The 14,028-nt window shown below is 46.6% G+C and carries 17 protein-coding genes and 1 pseudogene; 9 read left to right on the plus strand and 9 right to left on the minus strand.

Annotation, left to right across the window (positions count from 1 at the left end):
* Nucleotides 1-119 precede the first annotated feature (119 nt).
* The 8 genes and pseudogenes from groL to A2F46_RS06870 all read right to left on the minus strand — a co-directional run bounded on the left by groL (nucleotide 120) and on the right by A2F46_RS06870 (nucleotide 6,036).
* Nucleotides 120-1,766 (minus strand): chaperonin GroEL, encoded by a 1,647-nt coding sequence (gene groL / locus A2F46_RS06835; protein ID WP_066568424.1) that lies wholly within the window; start codon nucleotides 1,764-1,766, stop codon nucleotides 120-122.
* A 68-nt stretch (nucleotides 1,767-1,834) separates the two neighbouring features.
* Nucleotides 1,835-2,122, minus strand: coding sequence for a co-chaperone GroES (groES, locus tag A2F46_RS06840; protein WP_066568427.1), 288 nt, complete (start codon nucleotides 2,120-2,122; stop codon nucleotides 1,835-1,837).
* A gap of 343 nt (nucleotides 2,123-2,465) precedes the next feature.
* A complete protein-coding gene (locus A2F46_RS06845) occupies nucleotides 2,466-2,678 on the minus strand; it encodes a hypothetical protein (protein WP_066568429.1) in 213 nt (70 codons plus the stop codon).
* A complete protein-coding gene (locus tag A2F46_RS06850) occupies nucleotides 2,675-3,073 on the minus strand; it encodes an RseA family anti-sigma factor (RefSeq protein WP_066568432.1) in 399 nt (132 codons plus the stop codon). The genes A2F46_RS06845 and A2F46_RS06850 overlap by 4 nt, the downstream gene beginning before the upstream one ends.
* A 5-nt stretch (nucleotides 3,074-3,078) precedes the next feature.
* Nucleotides 3,079-3,678: an RNA polymerase sigma factor RpoE gene (rpoE, locus tag A2F46_RS06855; RefSeq protein ID WP_066568435.1), complete on the minus strand. Its 600-nt coding sequence runs from the start codon at nucleotides 3,676-3,678 to the stop codon at nucleotides 3,079-3,081.
* Between the two features lie 60 nt (nucleotides 3,679-3,738).
* Nucleotides 3,739-4,446: a tRNA lysidine(34) synthetase TilS gene (gene tilS, locus A2F46_RS06860; protein ID WP_369796318.1), complete on the minus strand. Its 708-nt coding sequence runs from the start codon at nucleotides 4,444-4,446 to the stop codon at nucleotides 3,739-3,741.
* A gap of 87 nt (nucleotides 4,447-4,533) precedes the next feature.
* Nucleotides 4,534-5,099 (minus strand): annotated as a pseudogene (gene tilS / locus A2F46_RS12310) (tRNA lysidine(34) synthetase TilS); the annotation flags it as partial.
* A complete protein-coding gene (locus A2F46_RS06870) occupies nucleotides 5,077-6,036 on the minus strand; it encodes an acetyl-CoA carboxylase carboxyltransferase subunit alpha (protein ID WP_066568447.1) in 960 nt (319 codons plus the stop codon). The gene A2F46_RS06870 and the pseudogene tilS (A2F46_RS12310), both read right to left, overlap by 23 nt.
* Nucleotides 6,037-6,472: 436 nt before the next feature.
* Between A2F46_RS06870 and A2F46_RS06875 the strand changes: the two genes are divergently transcribed.
* From A2F46_RS06875 to A2F46_RS06910, 9 genes are all read left to right on the plus strand, one after another.
* The gene (locus tag A2F46_RS06875; RefSeq protein WP_231867736.1) at nucleotides 6,473-8,647 is read left to right on the plus strand and encodes an acetate--CoA ligase family protein; all 2,175 of its coding nucleotides are present in this window, start codon (nucleotides 6,473-6,475) and stop codon (nucleotides 8,645-8,647) included.
* A complete protein-coding gene (locus tag A2F46_RS13010) occupies nucleotides 8,626-9,192 on the plus strand; it encodes a GNAT family N-acetyltransferase (protein ID WP_231867737.1) in 567 nt (188 codons plus the stop codon). Before A2F46_RS06875 ends, A2F46_RS13010 begins: the two co-directional genes overlap by 22 nt.
* 96 nt (nucleotides 9,193-9,288) lie before the next feature.
* Nucleotides 9,289-9,537, plus strand: coding sequence for a 30S ribosomal protein S16 (rpsP, locus tag A2F46_RS06880; RefSeq protein ID WP_066568451.1), 249 nt, complete (start codon nucleotides 9,289-9,291; stop codon nucleotides 9,535-9,537).
* Nucleotides 9,538-9,548: 11 nt separating this feature from the next.
* The gene (gene rimM, locus A2F46_RS06885; protein ID WP_066568455.1) at nucleotides 9,549-10,061 is read left to right on the plus strand and encodes a ribosome maturation factor RimM; all 513 of its coding nucleotides are present in this window, start codon (nucleotides 9,549-9,551) and stop codon (nucleotides 10,059-10,061) included.
* Nucleotides 10,061-10,804: a tRNA (guanosine(37)-N1)-methyltransferase TrmD gene (gene trmD / locus A2F46_RS06890; protein ID WP_066568458.1), complete on the plus strand. Its 744-nt coding sequence runs from the start codon at nucleotides 10,061-10,063 to the stop codon at nucleotides 10,802-10,804. The genes rimM and trmD overlap by 1 nt, the downstream gene beginning before the upstream one ends.
* Before the next feature lie 17 nt (nucleotides 10,805-10,821).
* Complete coding sequence (gene rplS / locus A2F46_RS06895; protein WP_066568460.1) at nucleotides 10,822-11,187, plus strand: 50S ribosomal protein L19; 366 nt, start codon at nucleotides 10,822-10,824, stop codon at nucleotides 11,185-11,187.
* A gap of 242 nt (nucleotides 11,188-11,429) precedes the next feature.
* Entirely contained in the window at nucleotides 11,430-12,464 is a 1,035-nt protein-coding gene (gene purM, locus A2F46_RS06900; RefSeq protein WP_066568462.1) for a phosphoribosylformylglycinamidine cyclo-ligase, read from the plus strand.
* A gap of 242 nt (nucleotides 12,465-12,706) precedes the next feature.
* Entirely contained in the window at nucleotides 12,707-13,168 is a 462-nt protein-coding gene (locus A2F46_RS06905) for a Panacea domain-containing protein (RefSeq protein ID WP_066568470.1), read from the plus strand.
* 1 nt (nucleotide 13,169) lies between these two features.
* Entirely contained in the window at nucleotides 13,170-13,688 is a 519-nt protein-coding gene (locus A2F46_RS06910; RefSeq protein ID WP_156471590.1) for a hypothetical protein, read from the plus strand.
* A 42-nt stretch (nucleotides 13,689-13,730) separates the two neighbouring features.
* Here the strand turns inward: A2F46_RS06910 and A2F46_RS06915 are convergent, their stop codons facing one another.
* A complete protein-coding gene (locus A2F46_RS06915) occupies nucleotides 13,731-14,003 on the minus strand; it encodes a helix-turn-helix domain-containing protein (RefSeq protein WP_066568476.1) in 273 nt (90 codons plus the stop codon).
* Nucleotides 14,004-14,028: the final 25 nt, after the last annotated feature.

The raw sequence follows: 14,028 nt of genomic DNA on the forward strand, positions 1-14,028 counted from the left end.
TTGCGATGCATCACAAAATTATTTAAATCGTTGTTATCAAATAAATAAAATATATTTTATTGGCTCATAAAAAAATCGCTTCCTTATGGAAGCGATTTTTTAGGTCAGTTTAAGGCAGATTACATCATGCCGCCCATACCACCCATACCGCCCATGCCACCCATATCAGGGGCAGCTGGTTTGTCTTCAGGTAACTCAGCAATCATGCAGTCGGTTGTCAGCATCAAGCCAGCAATAGACGCCGCATGTTGCAAAGCAGTACGCGTAACTTTAGCTGGATCCAATACACCCATTTCCAACATATCACCGTACTCACCTGTGCCAGCGTTATAGCCATAATTACCTTTGCCAGCCAAAACATTGTTTACAACCACACTAGGTTCGTCACCTGCATTGTCCACGATCTGACGCAATGGCGCTTCAATGGCTTTCAAAACGATTTTCACACCAGCATCTTGATCGGTGTTTGCACCTTTCAGCTCTTCAATGGCAGAACGGGCACGCAGCAAGGCCACACCACCACCAGCCACCACACCTTCTTCCACTGCAGCACGGGTGGCATGCAAAGCATCATCTACGCGGTCTTTCTTTTCTTTCATTTCCACTTCAGTAGCGGCACCCACTTTAATCACAGCCACGCCACCCGCTAATTTAGCCACGCGTTCTTGCAATTTTTCTTTATCGTAGTCGCTGGTAGCGGTTTCGATTTGCTTGCGAATTTCGCCCACACGTGCTTCAACTGCAGCTTTATCACCCAAACCATCAATGATAGTGGTGTTTTCTTTACCCACTTCAATGCGTTTGGCTTGGCCCAAATCTTCCAAAGTGGCTTTTTCCAAAGACAAACCCACTTCCTCAGCAATCACGGTACCACCAGTCAAAATAGCGATATCCTGCAACATGGCTTTACGGCGATCCCCAAATCCTGGCGCTTTCACAGCCACAGTTTTCAGAATACCGCGAATATTATTAACCACCAAGGTAGCCAAGGCCTCGCCTTCTACATCTTCAGCAATAATCAATAACGGACGGCTGGTTTTGGCCACTTGCTCCAACACCGGCAACAAATCACGGATATTGCTGATTTTTTTATCAAACAGGAGCACATACGGGCTATCCATACCAGCAACCTGTTTGTCTGCATCAGTAACGAAGTATGGAGACAAGTAACCGCGGTCAAATTGCATGCCTTTAACCACATCCACTTCATTTTCCAGTGATTTTCCGTCTTCCACGGTAATCACACCTTCTTTACCCACTTCATTCATGGCTTTGGCGATAATTTCACCAATGGATTCGTCTGAGTTGGCAGAAATAGAAGCCACTTGAGCAATTTCTTTGGATTTTTCTGGGACTGGTTTAGCGATTTTCTTCAATTCGCCTACCAGCGTGTCTACGGCTTTATCAATACCGCGTTTCAAATCCATCGGATTCATGCCAGCCGTTACATATTTCATGCCTTCGGCAACAATAGATTGGGCCAACACAGTTGCTGTGGTAGTACCATCGCCGGCCACATCATTGGTTTTAGAAGCCACTTCTTTCACCAATTGTGCACCCATGTTTTCAAATTTGTCTTTCAGTTCTACTTCTTTGGCAACAGACACACCATCTTTGGTGATGTGTGGGCCGCCAAAAGCACGTTCCAACAACACATTGCGACCTTTAGGGCCCAAGGTTACTTTGACAGCATCAGCCAAAATATTGACACCTACCACCATTTTTTGGCGGGCATCATTACCAAACTTCACATCTTTTGCAGCCATTTGAATACTCCTCAATCAATATAGATATAGTTCATCCGGGTTGCCTGAAAGCAACTCAGTATCACAGGTTATTCGACAATACCGAAGATGTCTTCTTCACGCATAACCAGCAGCTCCTCACCATCCACTTTAACGGACTGACCGCTGTATTTGCCGAAAATCACTTTGTCACCTACTTTAACGTCCAATTTTTGGCGTTCACCGTTTTCCAACAGTTTGCCATTACCCACCGCCAACACTTCACCCATATCTGGTTTTTCGGCAGCAGCACCTGGTAAAACGATACCAGAAGCAGTTTTTTCTTCAGCTTCCAAACGTTTCACAACCACACGGTCATTCAAAGGACGAATAGTCATGTTTCGATTCTCCACAATGTTCGTGCTTTCGCACATTCAAGTTGGTTAAATACAAATCCGCTTTCCACCAAACAGCGAAAAACAGAGCAGCAAACTTCTTTCGCCGCTTTAGGTAAGGGTAGATGCAAACAATTCAAGTGCCCGCGACCATTTTTTTTTAATTGTAAAAACAATTTCTTGTTTGAAGATGATTTAGCAGAGCCTTTGTTCATACTTCTAACACCAATCAACTAAAACAAAAGACTTTCGGGATATCCGAAAGTCTTTTCAAAACAAGCACACAATAAAACACATTAAAATCAACACACGCTACTTTATTGATTATTGATAGATACAACGCTAGTTAAGGTGTAGCAGTGCGTGGCGTTGCATTATCTTGTGGCTGCGCTTGTTTTTGTACGGCTGGCGTCATGCTGCTGTCACCAGAGGCAGGATTTGAAGCAGCTGTTGGCATAATGGTTGCAGCAGGAGCGACATCACTCAATGCTTGAGCGGCTTTGGGTTGAACCACTGAGTTTGAAATGGTTTCCGCAGGCGTTGATTGGGTACTGCTCACAATTGTGGTCGCATGATCAGAAGGCCAGAGCTGCCATACTGCCACGAATACTGCGGCCACGCCGCTACCGCCATCAAATACTGATAAACCGATTGGTTAGCCGCTTTGGGTAAGTTTGAGGTCACGTTATTTTTAATTGGTTTGCCAGTCACAGCAGTTTGCATCACTGGATCTTGGACACATTGCAGCAGACTTTCGTGCAAACACGCGCGGCGAGGCTGGTCTAATGGCAATCCCATGCCTTGAGGGCGACCTTCATTCAAACTCACCCGAATAGCATGATAAGCGTCCCATCGCTCTGAACCCACTTTATCCACAGCATCCAGTACTGCTTTTGCATCCGTCTCCCCGTCCAAGCCGGCAGACAATACTTCAAAGTATTCCTCTTGTTTCATCGATCTCACCACCGTTGGCCTTCTGTCGTTTCCAAAATTGGGCGTAATTCCTTTGCTATCACTTCTCGCGCCCGGAAAATGCGTGATCGGACGGTACCGATTGGGCAATGCATGACCGTTGCAATTTCCTCATAAGATAAACCTTCCAGCTCACGCAGAATAATGGCTTGACGCAAGTCTTCAGGCAACCTATCCACTACCGATTGGACTGTTTGCACGATCTCTTGATTCAGCAAATGAGATTCTGGCGTTTGCCAATCTGGTAATTGTTCCGTTAAATTCAGTTCATCACCTTCATCATTGGTCACCATCGCATTTGTTTCCAACTTCCTGCTTTGGCTGGTCAGGTAATTCTTTGCGGTATTGATACCAATTCGATACAACCAAGTATAAAAAGCACTGTCACCCCTAAAATTAGGCAATGCTTTATATGCTTTAATGAAAGTCTCTTGGGCAATATCCAATACTTCATGTTCATCTTTGATTAATCGACTCAACAACCGTGTCAACCGGCGCTGGTATTTACTCACCAGCAATTCAAATGCCGTCACGTCACCTTGTTGCGCCTTCTCCACCAAAGCCTGATCGATTTGTCGATCATTCATACCAGACCTTTATCATGTTGATAGCAGCCTGAATTTATTAATAGGACAGGCTGAGAGTTATTATAGTTCCAGACAATTTACTATTTTATTATGATATGCACGAGGTAAAGTTGACATTACAGGCAGCACGCCTTGGGTAACGGCCTTATCAACTGCAACCGCCACATTCACAATGGCAATGCATTCATCACCCTCACAGACAACGGGCCAAATCTTACGCAAAAAAACGGGCACTTTCCGCTCTTGCAGAATTCTTTTCACGCTTTTACGCCCGCCTTGCAATCGTAAAGTGTCTTGACTGGTGGTAATCCGCACCTGCCAATCCGGATGAATATGAGGCAAACCCAGCACATGCTCGTCCCATTTTAAAAAATGCGACAGCTCTGGCAACGTCACTGCACACGGCAAAATAGCCAACCACGGCCACTGAAGATGAGCCTGCTCCCCAAGCGGCCATAAACAATCTGCATAATACACGGCTTGCCCATGCGGCAACGACCAGGTGGCCGTTTTGACTGAAGTTTGCTGTAGTTGCCGAGTGAATGCCGCAATAGATGCGGCACGAGGTGAACCCAATTGATGTTTTTGGGCAAAGCAGTGTAACAATTGGCGCTGCCGAGCTGCGCCAAACTGGCGCCAGCGGCTCACGCAGAAAAAACCATGGCTACACACATCAACCCAGTCCTGAGTTGAGACTTCATTTAAAATACTCAACTCATCCTGCAAACACGCAATGGCTGCCTGAATTTGCCTATTCATGACTGGCATATGAGTACGCCATTCGGGTAAGCCGATGTGGCGCAACCAATTCCGCAAAAAACGCGTATCGTTGTTGCTGTCGTCATCCACAAAAGACAACTGGTAATGCCGCGCATAGGCCAAAATTTCTGAGCGCGTGCGCCTCAATAACGGGCGCCACAGCTGCGTCTGTGCTGTCAGAGTGCGCCATGTGGGCATCGCTGAAAGCGCACGAACCCCCCACCACGCAATGCCGCCAAAAAAAATGTTTCTACTTGGTCATCTTGGTGATGAGCCAACACCACAACATTGGCTCGGCTGCCTGAAAAAATAGCATATCTTTGCTTACGGGCAGCGGCCTCAATGCCTTCTCCCACAACATTTACCTGCACCTGCGCTGCTTGCAAAGGAATACCCCAATCTGCGCATAGATTTTGGCAAAACAGCAACCAGGCATCGGCGTATTCACTTAAACCATGATGCACATGAATCGCTTCAACTTGAATAGAGAGTTGTTGACGCAAGCGCATCAAAACGTGCAGCAACACCACCGAGTCCATACCGCCGCTTAAACCCACCGCCAAAACAGAATGGCCAGCCATACTGGCTGACCATTGTGCGGCCACATCCTCGGCCAAATCGACAAAATCGGGATCTAAATTACTTGCTGTGAAATTTTCCATAAGCCATCAATCGATCAAATCGGCGCGACAACAAATCAGCGGTCGTCATATTTTGAGCCTCTTGTAACTCACGCTCCAACAGCGCTTTCACCCGTTTCATTACTTCAGGATAATTGCGGTGCGCGCCACCCAAAGGTTCCTCAATAATCTGATCAATGAGTTTTAAATCATGCAATCGCTTAGCAGTAATCCCCAAGGCCTGAGCCGCATCAGCAGCCTTTTCCGCCGTTTTCCACAAAATAGAAGCACAGCCTTCGGGTGAGATTACCGAATAAGTGGAGTATTGAAGCATATTGACATAGTCGCCAACGGCAATGGCCAAAGCACCGCCTGAACCACCTTCACCAATAATCGTACACAAAACCGGCACACGCAAACGCGCCAACTCATATAAATTAAGACCAATGGCCTCAGACTGGCCACGTTCTTCTGCACCAATACCGGGGTATGCGCCCGGCGTGTCCACGAATGTCAACACCGGAATCTGAAATTTCTCAGCAGTTTTCATCAGGCGTAAGGCTTTGCGATAGCCTTCCGGTTTGGGCATACCAAAATTACGACGAATTTTTTCTTTGGTATCCCGGCCTTTTTGGTGACCAATCACCATCACCGATTCCCCATTGAATCGTGCCAAACCACCGACTATAGCGGCGTCATCTGCATAATTTCGATCGCCATGGAGCTCCTCGAAATCGGTACACAATGCATTAACATAATCTAAAGTATAAGGACGCTGGGCATGGCGAGAAATCTGAGATACTTGCACTGGCGTCAGTTTAGAAAAAATCGATTTGGTTAAATCATCACTTTTTTTCTTCAGTCGAGCAATTTCCTCAGAAATATCCACCACCGAATCGTCTTGAACGAAGCGCAGCTCATCAATTTTCTGCACCAACTCGGCAATAGGTTGCTCAAAATCAAGAAAAATCTGTTTCATTGTAATGGGTTCCAACTCAGCTAAATTGCTGGTTATGATACGCGAAGATAATCTGCTGCGCAGCAAAAAGGCATTAATTTTGCCCTACTTTCAATCTAAACAGCACATTTATTAAGTAATTTGCACTATCGTCCTAGCAACGATCATCGCTCTGGCCATAGACAATCTCAAAATCAATAACACTGCATCCAGCGCCCTATTTTGAATCATTGTTTTGTTCGAATAGCCACGAATTAAAGTGCAATTTCACCCGCTTAAGCGCAACACAAAATTTACCAATAATATCCTAATGATACGACCGCCAACATCCATCACCTCATCAACGAAAAAAATCTTTTTGATTCAATATAATATTTCATTAATTCCATCTTTCAGGCAGCCTAAATTAGGCTAGAATAAGCACTGTCTTTATCCTATCTAGGTAGGAATTTATTTTATGAAACCACACCCTTTACACAGTTTATTTGCGCCGAAGCACATCGCTGTGATTGGTGCCAGCGATAAATCCAACAGTGCTGGGCAACGCCTATTGGCCAATCTACTCGCTTCTGCGTTTAAAGGGAAAATCACTCCAGTCAACATCCGCCATAAAATGGTGGGCGGTTTAACCGCTTATGCCAATGTGACCCAAATCCCACAAGCAGTGGATGTAGCCATTGTACTAACCCGCATTGATTCTCTGGCGGCCATTTTTAAAGATTGCCACAAAGCGGGCATCCGCTACGTTATCTTGGTTAAAACGCTGGAGCATGTCCAACCCAAAGACCGTGAAGTTTTAAAGAAAGCAGTGGATAGGGCCAAAAAACTTGGCGTTCGCGTGTTGGGCCCCAGTTTACTGGGCCTTATTCGCTCCAATATCGGTTTGAATGCCAGTATTTACAGTGGTCACATTAACCCCGGTAACCTAGCAGTTATCAGCCAATCCAGTGCATTGTGCACTGCTATGCTCGATTGGGCATACAGTCGTGACATCGGTTTTTCAACAGTGCTGTCTTTGGGCGAAACCACATGGGACGTGGATTTTGGTGAAATTCTGGATTATTTGGTCAACGACAGCGCAACCAAAGCCATCCTATTGCACATCAACCAAGTAACCGATGGGCGACAATTCCTCAGTGCACTGCGTGCAGCCGCCCGGGCCAAACCCATCGTAGTCATTAAATCTGGTCATAATTTGGATCACGTTACTGGCCTCACGCAAGCCAGTCGCGCACTCAAAAATGCTGATGTATTTGCCAGTATTTTGGCGCGGGCGGGCGTTCTACAAGTCAACTCTATTTCACAAATGTTCACTGCAGTAAAAGTATTAACGGCCAATTATCGAAGCCACGGGGATAAACTGGCCATCATTTGCAACGGCATAGGCCTGGGTATTTTGGCCGCAGATACAGCCTATGACTTGGGCGTGCCTTTAGCCACCTTAAGTGAAGGCACCTTGTCCAAACTCAATGAAGCCCTTCCAGAAAACTGGTCACGCAGCAACCCCGTCGATGTGGTGGGCGACGCAGGCCCTTTGCGCTTTCGCACCGCCGTCAAATTGTGTTTGGACGATGATCAGGTGGATGGCGTATTGGTGATTTTTTCACCCCAAATCGGTACAGATCATCTGGCCACAGCACAAATGATGGTGCAATTACAAAGTGAAACCGAAAAACCACTTTTGCTATCGTGGCTGGGTGAACAAAAAGTGAAAGAAAGCCGAGCCTTGTTTACTCAAGCAAAGCGTCTGCATTTTAATGCCCCGGATAACGCCATTGAAGTTTTTAAAAAACTGGCCGACTTTCACCACAATCAACAACTGTTATTGCAAACACCAGCACCATTAACGCAAGCCCAATGCGAGCCTGATTACACTGCCGCACATCGCTTACTGCACATGTTGCAAGACGCGCCAGACACCATTGTTTCAGAAGCCCTATCCAAACAACTTTTGGGCCTATTTGGCATCCACACCAACCAAACCCTGTTGGCGCAAAATGAAGCAGCTTCCTGTGCATTAGCTGACAAACTGGGCTATCCCGTGGTACTAAAAATTGACTCACCTGATCTGTTTTATAAATCAGATATTGATGGCGTCCGGTTAAATTTAAATTCCAGAGAAGAAGTATGCGCTGCCTATCAACAGATGATTCAGGCAGCCCAACGCACGCAACCACCCATTCGCATCAACGGTGTCACTGTTCAGCCTATGTATCGACATAAATACGCCCGAGAAATGGCCATTAGTGTTACCCGTGACCCTACTTTCGGCCCCATCATTACACTGGGTGCGGGCGGCTGGGCTGGCAACTTGCAACAGCAGCGGGCAGTGTCTCTCCCGCCTTTAAACGACATCTTGATTCAAGATATGCTCTCGCACACTGCCATCGGCCATACTTTAGGTACTTTTAAAAATATGCCGCCAATAGACAAGCTGGCGCTGCATCATGCCTTACTGCGTATTTCGGAAATGGTGTGCGAGTTGCCTGAAATCGAAGAAATGGAAATAGATCCATTTATGGTTACGCCAGATGGCGTCATGGCACTGGATGCCCGAATGGTCATCAATAAACAAAAAAAATCACCCCGCCGCTATGGCATATGGCCATTATGCCCTATCCACATTTTCTAGAAACCCATACTGACCTCAAAGATGGTACCAGCGTATTTGTGCGCCCGTTGCGCCCAGAAGACGCCCAAATGGTGCAGAATTTTGTACGCAACATGTCAGATCAAAGCCGATACAATCGCTTTATGTCGAGCATTAAGCAATTATCACAAAACGTTTTGGTGCGCTTTACCCAGCTCGACTATGACCGCGAAATGGCTTTGGTGATGATCAAGCAAAATCAAGATACCGAAGACGAAATATTGGCGATCGCCCGTTACACCACAGATCCTGATATGGAGGTATGTGAATTTGCCATATCGGTATCCGACCAGTGGCAAGGACATGGTATAGGCATGATTATGATGAATCTTTTATTTGATGCCGCTCGTCACCAAGGGTTGCACACCATGCGAGGTGAAATCCTCACGGCCAACACTGGCATGCAAAAGCTCACCCGAAAATTGGGGTTTACGATACGCAAAGACCCCGAAGATGGCAGCGTTTGTTTGGTAGAAAAACCACTACTGGCAGCAGCAGAAAGTACTTCTGCGACAACAGCAGGATAAATACCTTGCAAAGATAGGGATTTATCACCTAAAATTGGCGGTTTTCTTATTACCGATTTACCGCAACACTTCGATTTTCTGATGAAGGAATAAATAATGGTCGTAATTCGCATGGCACGTGGTGGCTCTAAACACCGTCCTTTCTTTAATATTGTGGTGGCTGATTCCCACAACCGCCGCGACGGTCGTTTCATTGAGCGTATTGGTTTTTACAACCCCGTTGCCAATGAAAAACAAGAACGCGTGCGTCTGAGCGCAGAACGCTTAAACCACTGGGTGGCACAAGGTGCACAGGTGAGTGAAGCCGTAGCCAAACTGGTTAAAGAACAACAAGCTGCTGCTTAAACCTCCTGGTTATGAGCAACAGCAAGCCACAATGGGTGGCCATGGGCTACATCAAAGGTGTATTTGGTGTCAAAGGCTGGCTAAAAGTTAGCGTGAGTACCGAATATACCGATAGCTTACTGGATTACTCCGAGTGGCGCTTATGTAAAGATGGCCACAGTCAACGCATGACTGTGGTCGAAGGCAAAGTTCATGGCGATGAACTGCAAGTCAAATTCGACGGCATTGATGATCGAGATGAAGCTGCGCGTTTGCGTGGTTACACGATCGAAGTCGATCGGGCTGACTTTGCCGCAACCGAAGACAATGAGTTTTATTGGGCCGACTTGGTTGGTTTGAGTGTCACCAACCGTGAAGGCGTGATGCTGGGGAAGGTAGAATCGCTGATGGAAACTGGCGCACATGATGTTCTGGTTATCCGCGGCGAGTACGGCGAAAAATTGATTCCATTTGTCAATCAATTTGTGGATGAAGTTTCTCTACCCGAACAACGCATGGTAGTGGACTGGGGCATGGATTACTGATGCACATTCAGGCCATCACACTGTTTCCGGAAATGTTTTCTGCCCTCACCCAATCAGGCGTCACCGCTCGAGCGTTACACAAAGATTTGTGGCAATTTGAAGCGATTAATCCGCGTCAATTTGCCGACAATGCTTTGGGTTATGTTGATGACCGCCCTTTTGGCGGCGGCCCAGGTATGATTATGATGGCTCCGCCTTTGCAGGCAGCCATCGAAGCAGCCCAAGCATCCTGCCCCCAGGCTCAGTTGGTTTATATGAGCCCACAAGGGCAGCCGCTCACGCACAACATGGTGGCAAAACTAGCTGAAAAACCAGGTTTGACAGTGGTCTGTGGTCGCTATGAAGGTATTGATGAACGGGTGCTGGAGATAAATGATATCGAACAAATCAGCATTGGCGATTTTGTCGTGTCGGGTGGTGAACTCCCAGCAATGATGTTGATGGATGCAGTGATTCGTTTGCTGCCCGGTGCGTTGGGTGATGCGCAATCAGCGCTGGAAGATTCGTTTGTCAACGGTTTACTAGACTGTCCGCATTACACGCGCCCAGTCGAATTTCGAGGCGTGGGTGTTCCCGATATTTTGCGCGGTGGCAACCACGGTTTGATTGCGCAATGGCGGTTAATCCAATCGCTATCGCGTACTTTGGCACGCAGGCCGGATTTATTGGCCAGTCGTGTGTTTACCCCAGAGGAATCTAGGCTCTTGCACGCAATCAAGCAAGAGGAACGAGATGTCCCATGATAATTAGGAAGCCAACAATGAACTTGATTCAACAGTTAGAGCAAGAAGAAATCGCTCGCTTAAATAAAGACATCCCTGAGTTTGCCCCTGGCGATACCGTGGTTGTGTCTGTCCGCGTAACCGAAGGTAGCCGTACTCGTCTGCAGGCTTATGAAGGCATCGTAATTGCCCGTCGTAACCGCGGCCTGAACAGCAACTTCATCGTGCGTAAAATTTCAAGCGGCGAAGGTGTGGAACGTACTTTCCAATTGTATGCACCGAGCGTGGAAAAAATCGAAGTGAAACGCCGTGGTGACGTGCGTCGTGCCAAGCTGTATTACTTGCGCGGCTTGACTGGTAAAGCGGCTCGCATTAAAGAAAAATTGCCGGCTCGTAAAGGCTAAATCGGATTTTTGCCTGGTTTCAGGCAAGCCGATAATCATGAGGCCGAATCTGTTGATTCGGTCTTTTTTTATGGTGTCATTGCCAACAGCTGAATCACGCCAGCCCCGCCAACTTTAATTGGGCTGCCTGAAAGAAATACGTGATCCCAATTATCGACCATACGCGCAAGCAGGCGAAAAATGTTAAAATTGCGCCGTTTTGTATTTTACCCTTTGCCTAAGCCAAATAAGGACCCCAACCCATGAGCCAATCCCTCAGTTACCGTGATGCCGGTGTGGACATTGATGCCGGAGATGCACTGGTGGAAAACATCAAACCTTTTGCCAAACGCACTATGCGGCCAGAAGTCTTGGGCGACTTGGGTGGCTTCGGAGCTTTGGTTGAAATCAGCAAAAAATACCAAAATCCCGTACTGGTTTCCGGCACCGACGGTGTGGGCACCAAATTGAAATTGGCCTTCGATTGGGACAAGCATGACACGGTGGGGATTGACCTTGTGGCCATGAGCGTCAACGATATCTTGGTGCAAGGCGCCGAGCCTTTATTTTTTCTGGATTACTTTGCCTGCGGTAAATTGGATGTGGGGCGTGCCACCGATGTGATCAAAGGCATCGCCGCCGGATGCGAAGAATCTGGCTGCGCCTTAATTGGCGGTGAGACTGCCGAAATGCCAGGCATGTATCCCGAAGGCGAATACGACTTGGCCGGCTTTGCTGTAGGCGTAGTGGAGAAAGACCGCGTCATCAATGGCCGCAGCATTACCCCAGGTGATGTGTTATTGGGCTTAGCCTCAAACGGTGCACACTCTAATGGCTACTCATTGGTACGCAAAATCATCGAGCGCGACCAGCCCGAACTGGATGCCCCATTTGATCAGGGAAAAACCCTGCGTGATGCCATCATGGCACCCACCCGCTTGTATGTGAAGCCCATCTTAGCGGCACTGAAGCAATTCACCATTAAAGGCATGGCGCACATTACCGGGGGTGGCATCACTGAAAACGTACCGCGCGTGTTGCCTGAAAATACCGTAGCTCAAATTGATGCGCAAACATGGACACTGCCAAAACTTTTTCAGTGGCTACAACAGGCAGGCAATGTGAATACTCAAGAAATGTACCGCACCTTTAATTGTGGTATTGGCATGGTATTGATTGTGGCTCAAGAAGATGCTGCGGCCATTCACGACTTTTTAGCCAATGAAGGTGAAACTGTGTATCGCTTGGGTACCATTCGTGAACGTCAGGGAACAGAGCACCAAACCCAAGTGGCCTAAACTCAGCCGCCACTTAAAATGGCAACGAATTGATAAAAAACCGTTTCAGGTGCCTCCAATCTCTCTTTTGATTTTTATTATTAAAATCAATAACTTATGATTTTGGCAAGAGGGTTTTGTCAAATTTTTGACAAAGCTTGAGCTACTCAATCTTGAGATTTTGTAAGGTGCAATTTCGCTTGTTGATTTTTTCTGTTTGATATGATAGAAGGATCGGAGCGAAAATATTTAGGGGAAATGAAATGGCAGCACACAAAGCAACTGATGTTGCAAATTGGTTTATCGGAAAATTTGCAGAGTCGGGTGATGTTGTTACTCATTTAAAAGTTCAGAAGCTACTTTATTATTCAGAAGCCTGGAATCAAGTTATTAACGGTGAGGAGCTTTTTGAGGGGCAGATACAGGCGTGGGCACATGGCCCTGTAGTCCCGGAAGTTTTTCATGAGTTTAAGCAACATGGATGGAATCCATTGCCTATGCCGGAAGAAGATCGGATTCCAAAATTCTCGGAAGAAACCGAGAATGTACTAAACCAAGTTATTGATACTTATGGTGAGCTACCAGCCAAAACACTTGAGAATATGACTCATGAAGATGAGCCTTGGATTCAGGCTCGTGGCAATCTTGAGCCTGAAGAAAGATGTGAGGCTCCTATCCCCAAAGAGGAAATAAAGACCTTCTTCGAAAAAAAATATGGGGATTAATATGGCCAAAGGACAGGCAAAAAAAATACCTAAAGACAAGATTCAGGACGAAGCAAAAGACAAAAGCTCTCTCGGAAATGTGCAAGGTTCTGAATTAGAGAAGAAAATATTTGATCTTCCCGTTTATAAAAAAGATGGCTCAAGAGAGAGTGTAAACGGAAAAAATCCATATGTTGTTTTAAAGTATTTTCAGGATGGCTGGGAATGCTTTTCTGTGTGGACAACCGAAGAGCTTAAGTCGTTTTCAAGATTCCTGACTACTTTCTCTGGGCATACTTGGGATAGTGTCTATAAGTCAGCGGGGAAAGGGCCAAATAAAGGCAGTCTTGGCTATACCCCCTATGACATAGCCACAATGAAGGCAGGTAAAGATATTTTAGAGAAGGTAAGAGATTCAATCTCTCCCGATATCGGCTTTTTTGAGCTTAGAGTAAGTGACAAAATCCGACTTCATGGCTTTCAGTCGCAATCAGCTTTTTTCTTGGTAATGCTTGACAGAGAGCACAGAGTTTTTCCTTGAAATGGAATAAATTAAGAAAGCCAGTCAAGTGACTGGCTTTTTTTATTCAATCAGCACTCCCTCTTCTGGTGGTTTGAGCAACAACCAAGGTTCAACCTCAAGAGCTTTTGCTATCGCTTCTATGTTGGAAAGAGACACGTTCCAACGAGATCGCTCCACAGCAGACACGTAGGTACGGTCCAACCCAGACTCTAGAGCCAGAGCCTCTTGTGACCAGTTCTTCCCTACTCTCAGCAGTCGCACATTGAAGGCCAGCACACCACGAAGATCGTCAGGTGCTGGAAGTTCTGTTGGTGGTTTGGGCTTGGCAGACATGCCGTCAAGCTACCCATGTGATACA

The sequence above is a fragment of the Snodgrassella sp. CFCC 13594 genome (assembly GCF_001590725.1).
Classification (GTDB): Bacteria; Pseudomonadota; Gammaproteobacteria; order Burkholderiales; family Neisseriaceae; genus Snodgrassella.

Bases quoted from the DNA above. Each gene is read 5' to 3' on its own strand.
- A2F46_RS06915 (WP_066568476.1), bottom strand. From the start codon at position 14,003: ATGTCTGCCAAGCCCAAACCACCAACAGAACTTCCAGCACCTGACGAT.
- rpsP (WP_066568451.1), top strand. From the start codon at position 9,289: ATGGTCGTAATTCGCATGGCACGTGGTGGCTCTAAACACCGTCCTTTC.
- rplS (WP_066568460.1), top strand. From the start codon at position 10,822: ATGAACTTGATTCAACAGTTAGAGCAAGAAGAAATCGCTCGCTTAAAT.
- rimM (WP_066568455.1), top strand. From the start codon at position 9,549: ATGAGCAACAGCAAGCCACAATGGGTGGCCATGGGCTACATCAAAGGT.
- A2F46_RS06905 (WP_066568470.1), top strand. From the start codon at position 12,707: ATGGCAGCACACAAAGCAACTGATGTTGCAAATTGGTTTATCGGAAAA.
- A2F46_RS13010 (WP_231867737.1), top strand. From the start codon at position 8,626: ATGCCCTATCCACATTTTCTAGAAACCCATACTGACCTCAAAGATGGT.
- groES (WP_066568427.1), bottom strand. From the start codon at position 2,122: ATGACTATTCGTCCTTTGAATGACCGTGTGGTTGTGAAACGTTTGGAA.
- A2F46_RS06875 (WP_231867736.1), top strand. From the start codon at position 6,473: ATGAAACCACACCCTTTACACAGTTTATTTGCGCCGAAGCACATCGCT.
- rpoE (WP_066568435.1), bottom strand. From the start codon at position 3,678: ATGAATGATCGACAAATCGATCAGGCTTTGGTGGAGAAGGCGCAACAA.
- tilS (WP_369796318.1), bottom strand. From the start codon at position 4,446: ATGCCAGTCATGAATAGGCAAATTCAGGCAGCCATTGCGTGTTTGCAG.
- purM (WP_066568462.1), top strand. From the start codon at position 11,430: ATGAGCCAATCCCTCAGTTACCGTGATGCCGGTGTGGACATTGATGCC.
- A2F46_RS06870 (WP_066568447.1), bottom strand. From the start codon at position 6,036: ATGAAACAGATTTTTCTTGATTTTGAGCAACCTATTGCCGAGTTGGTG.
- trmD (WP_066568458.1), top strand. From the start codon at position 10,061: ATGCACATTCAGGCCATCACACTGTTTCCGGAAATGTTTTCTGCCCTC.
- groL (WP_066568424.1), bottom strand. From the start codon at position 1,766: ATGGCTGCAAAAGATGTGAAGTTTGGTAATGATGCCCGCCAAAAAATG.
- A2F46_RS06850 (WP_066568432.1), bottom strand. From the start codon at position 3,073: ATGAAACAAGAGGAATACTTTGAAGTATTGTCTGCCGGCTTGGACGGG.
- A2F46_RS06910 (WP_156471590.1), top strand. From the start codon at position 13,170: ATGGCCAAAGGACAGGCAAAAAAAATACCTAAAGACAAGATTCAGGAC.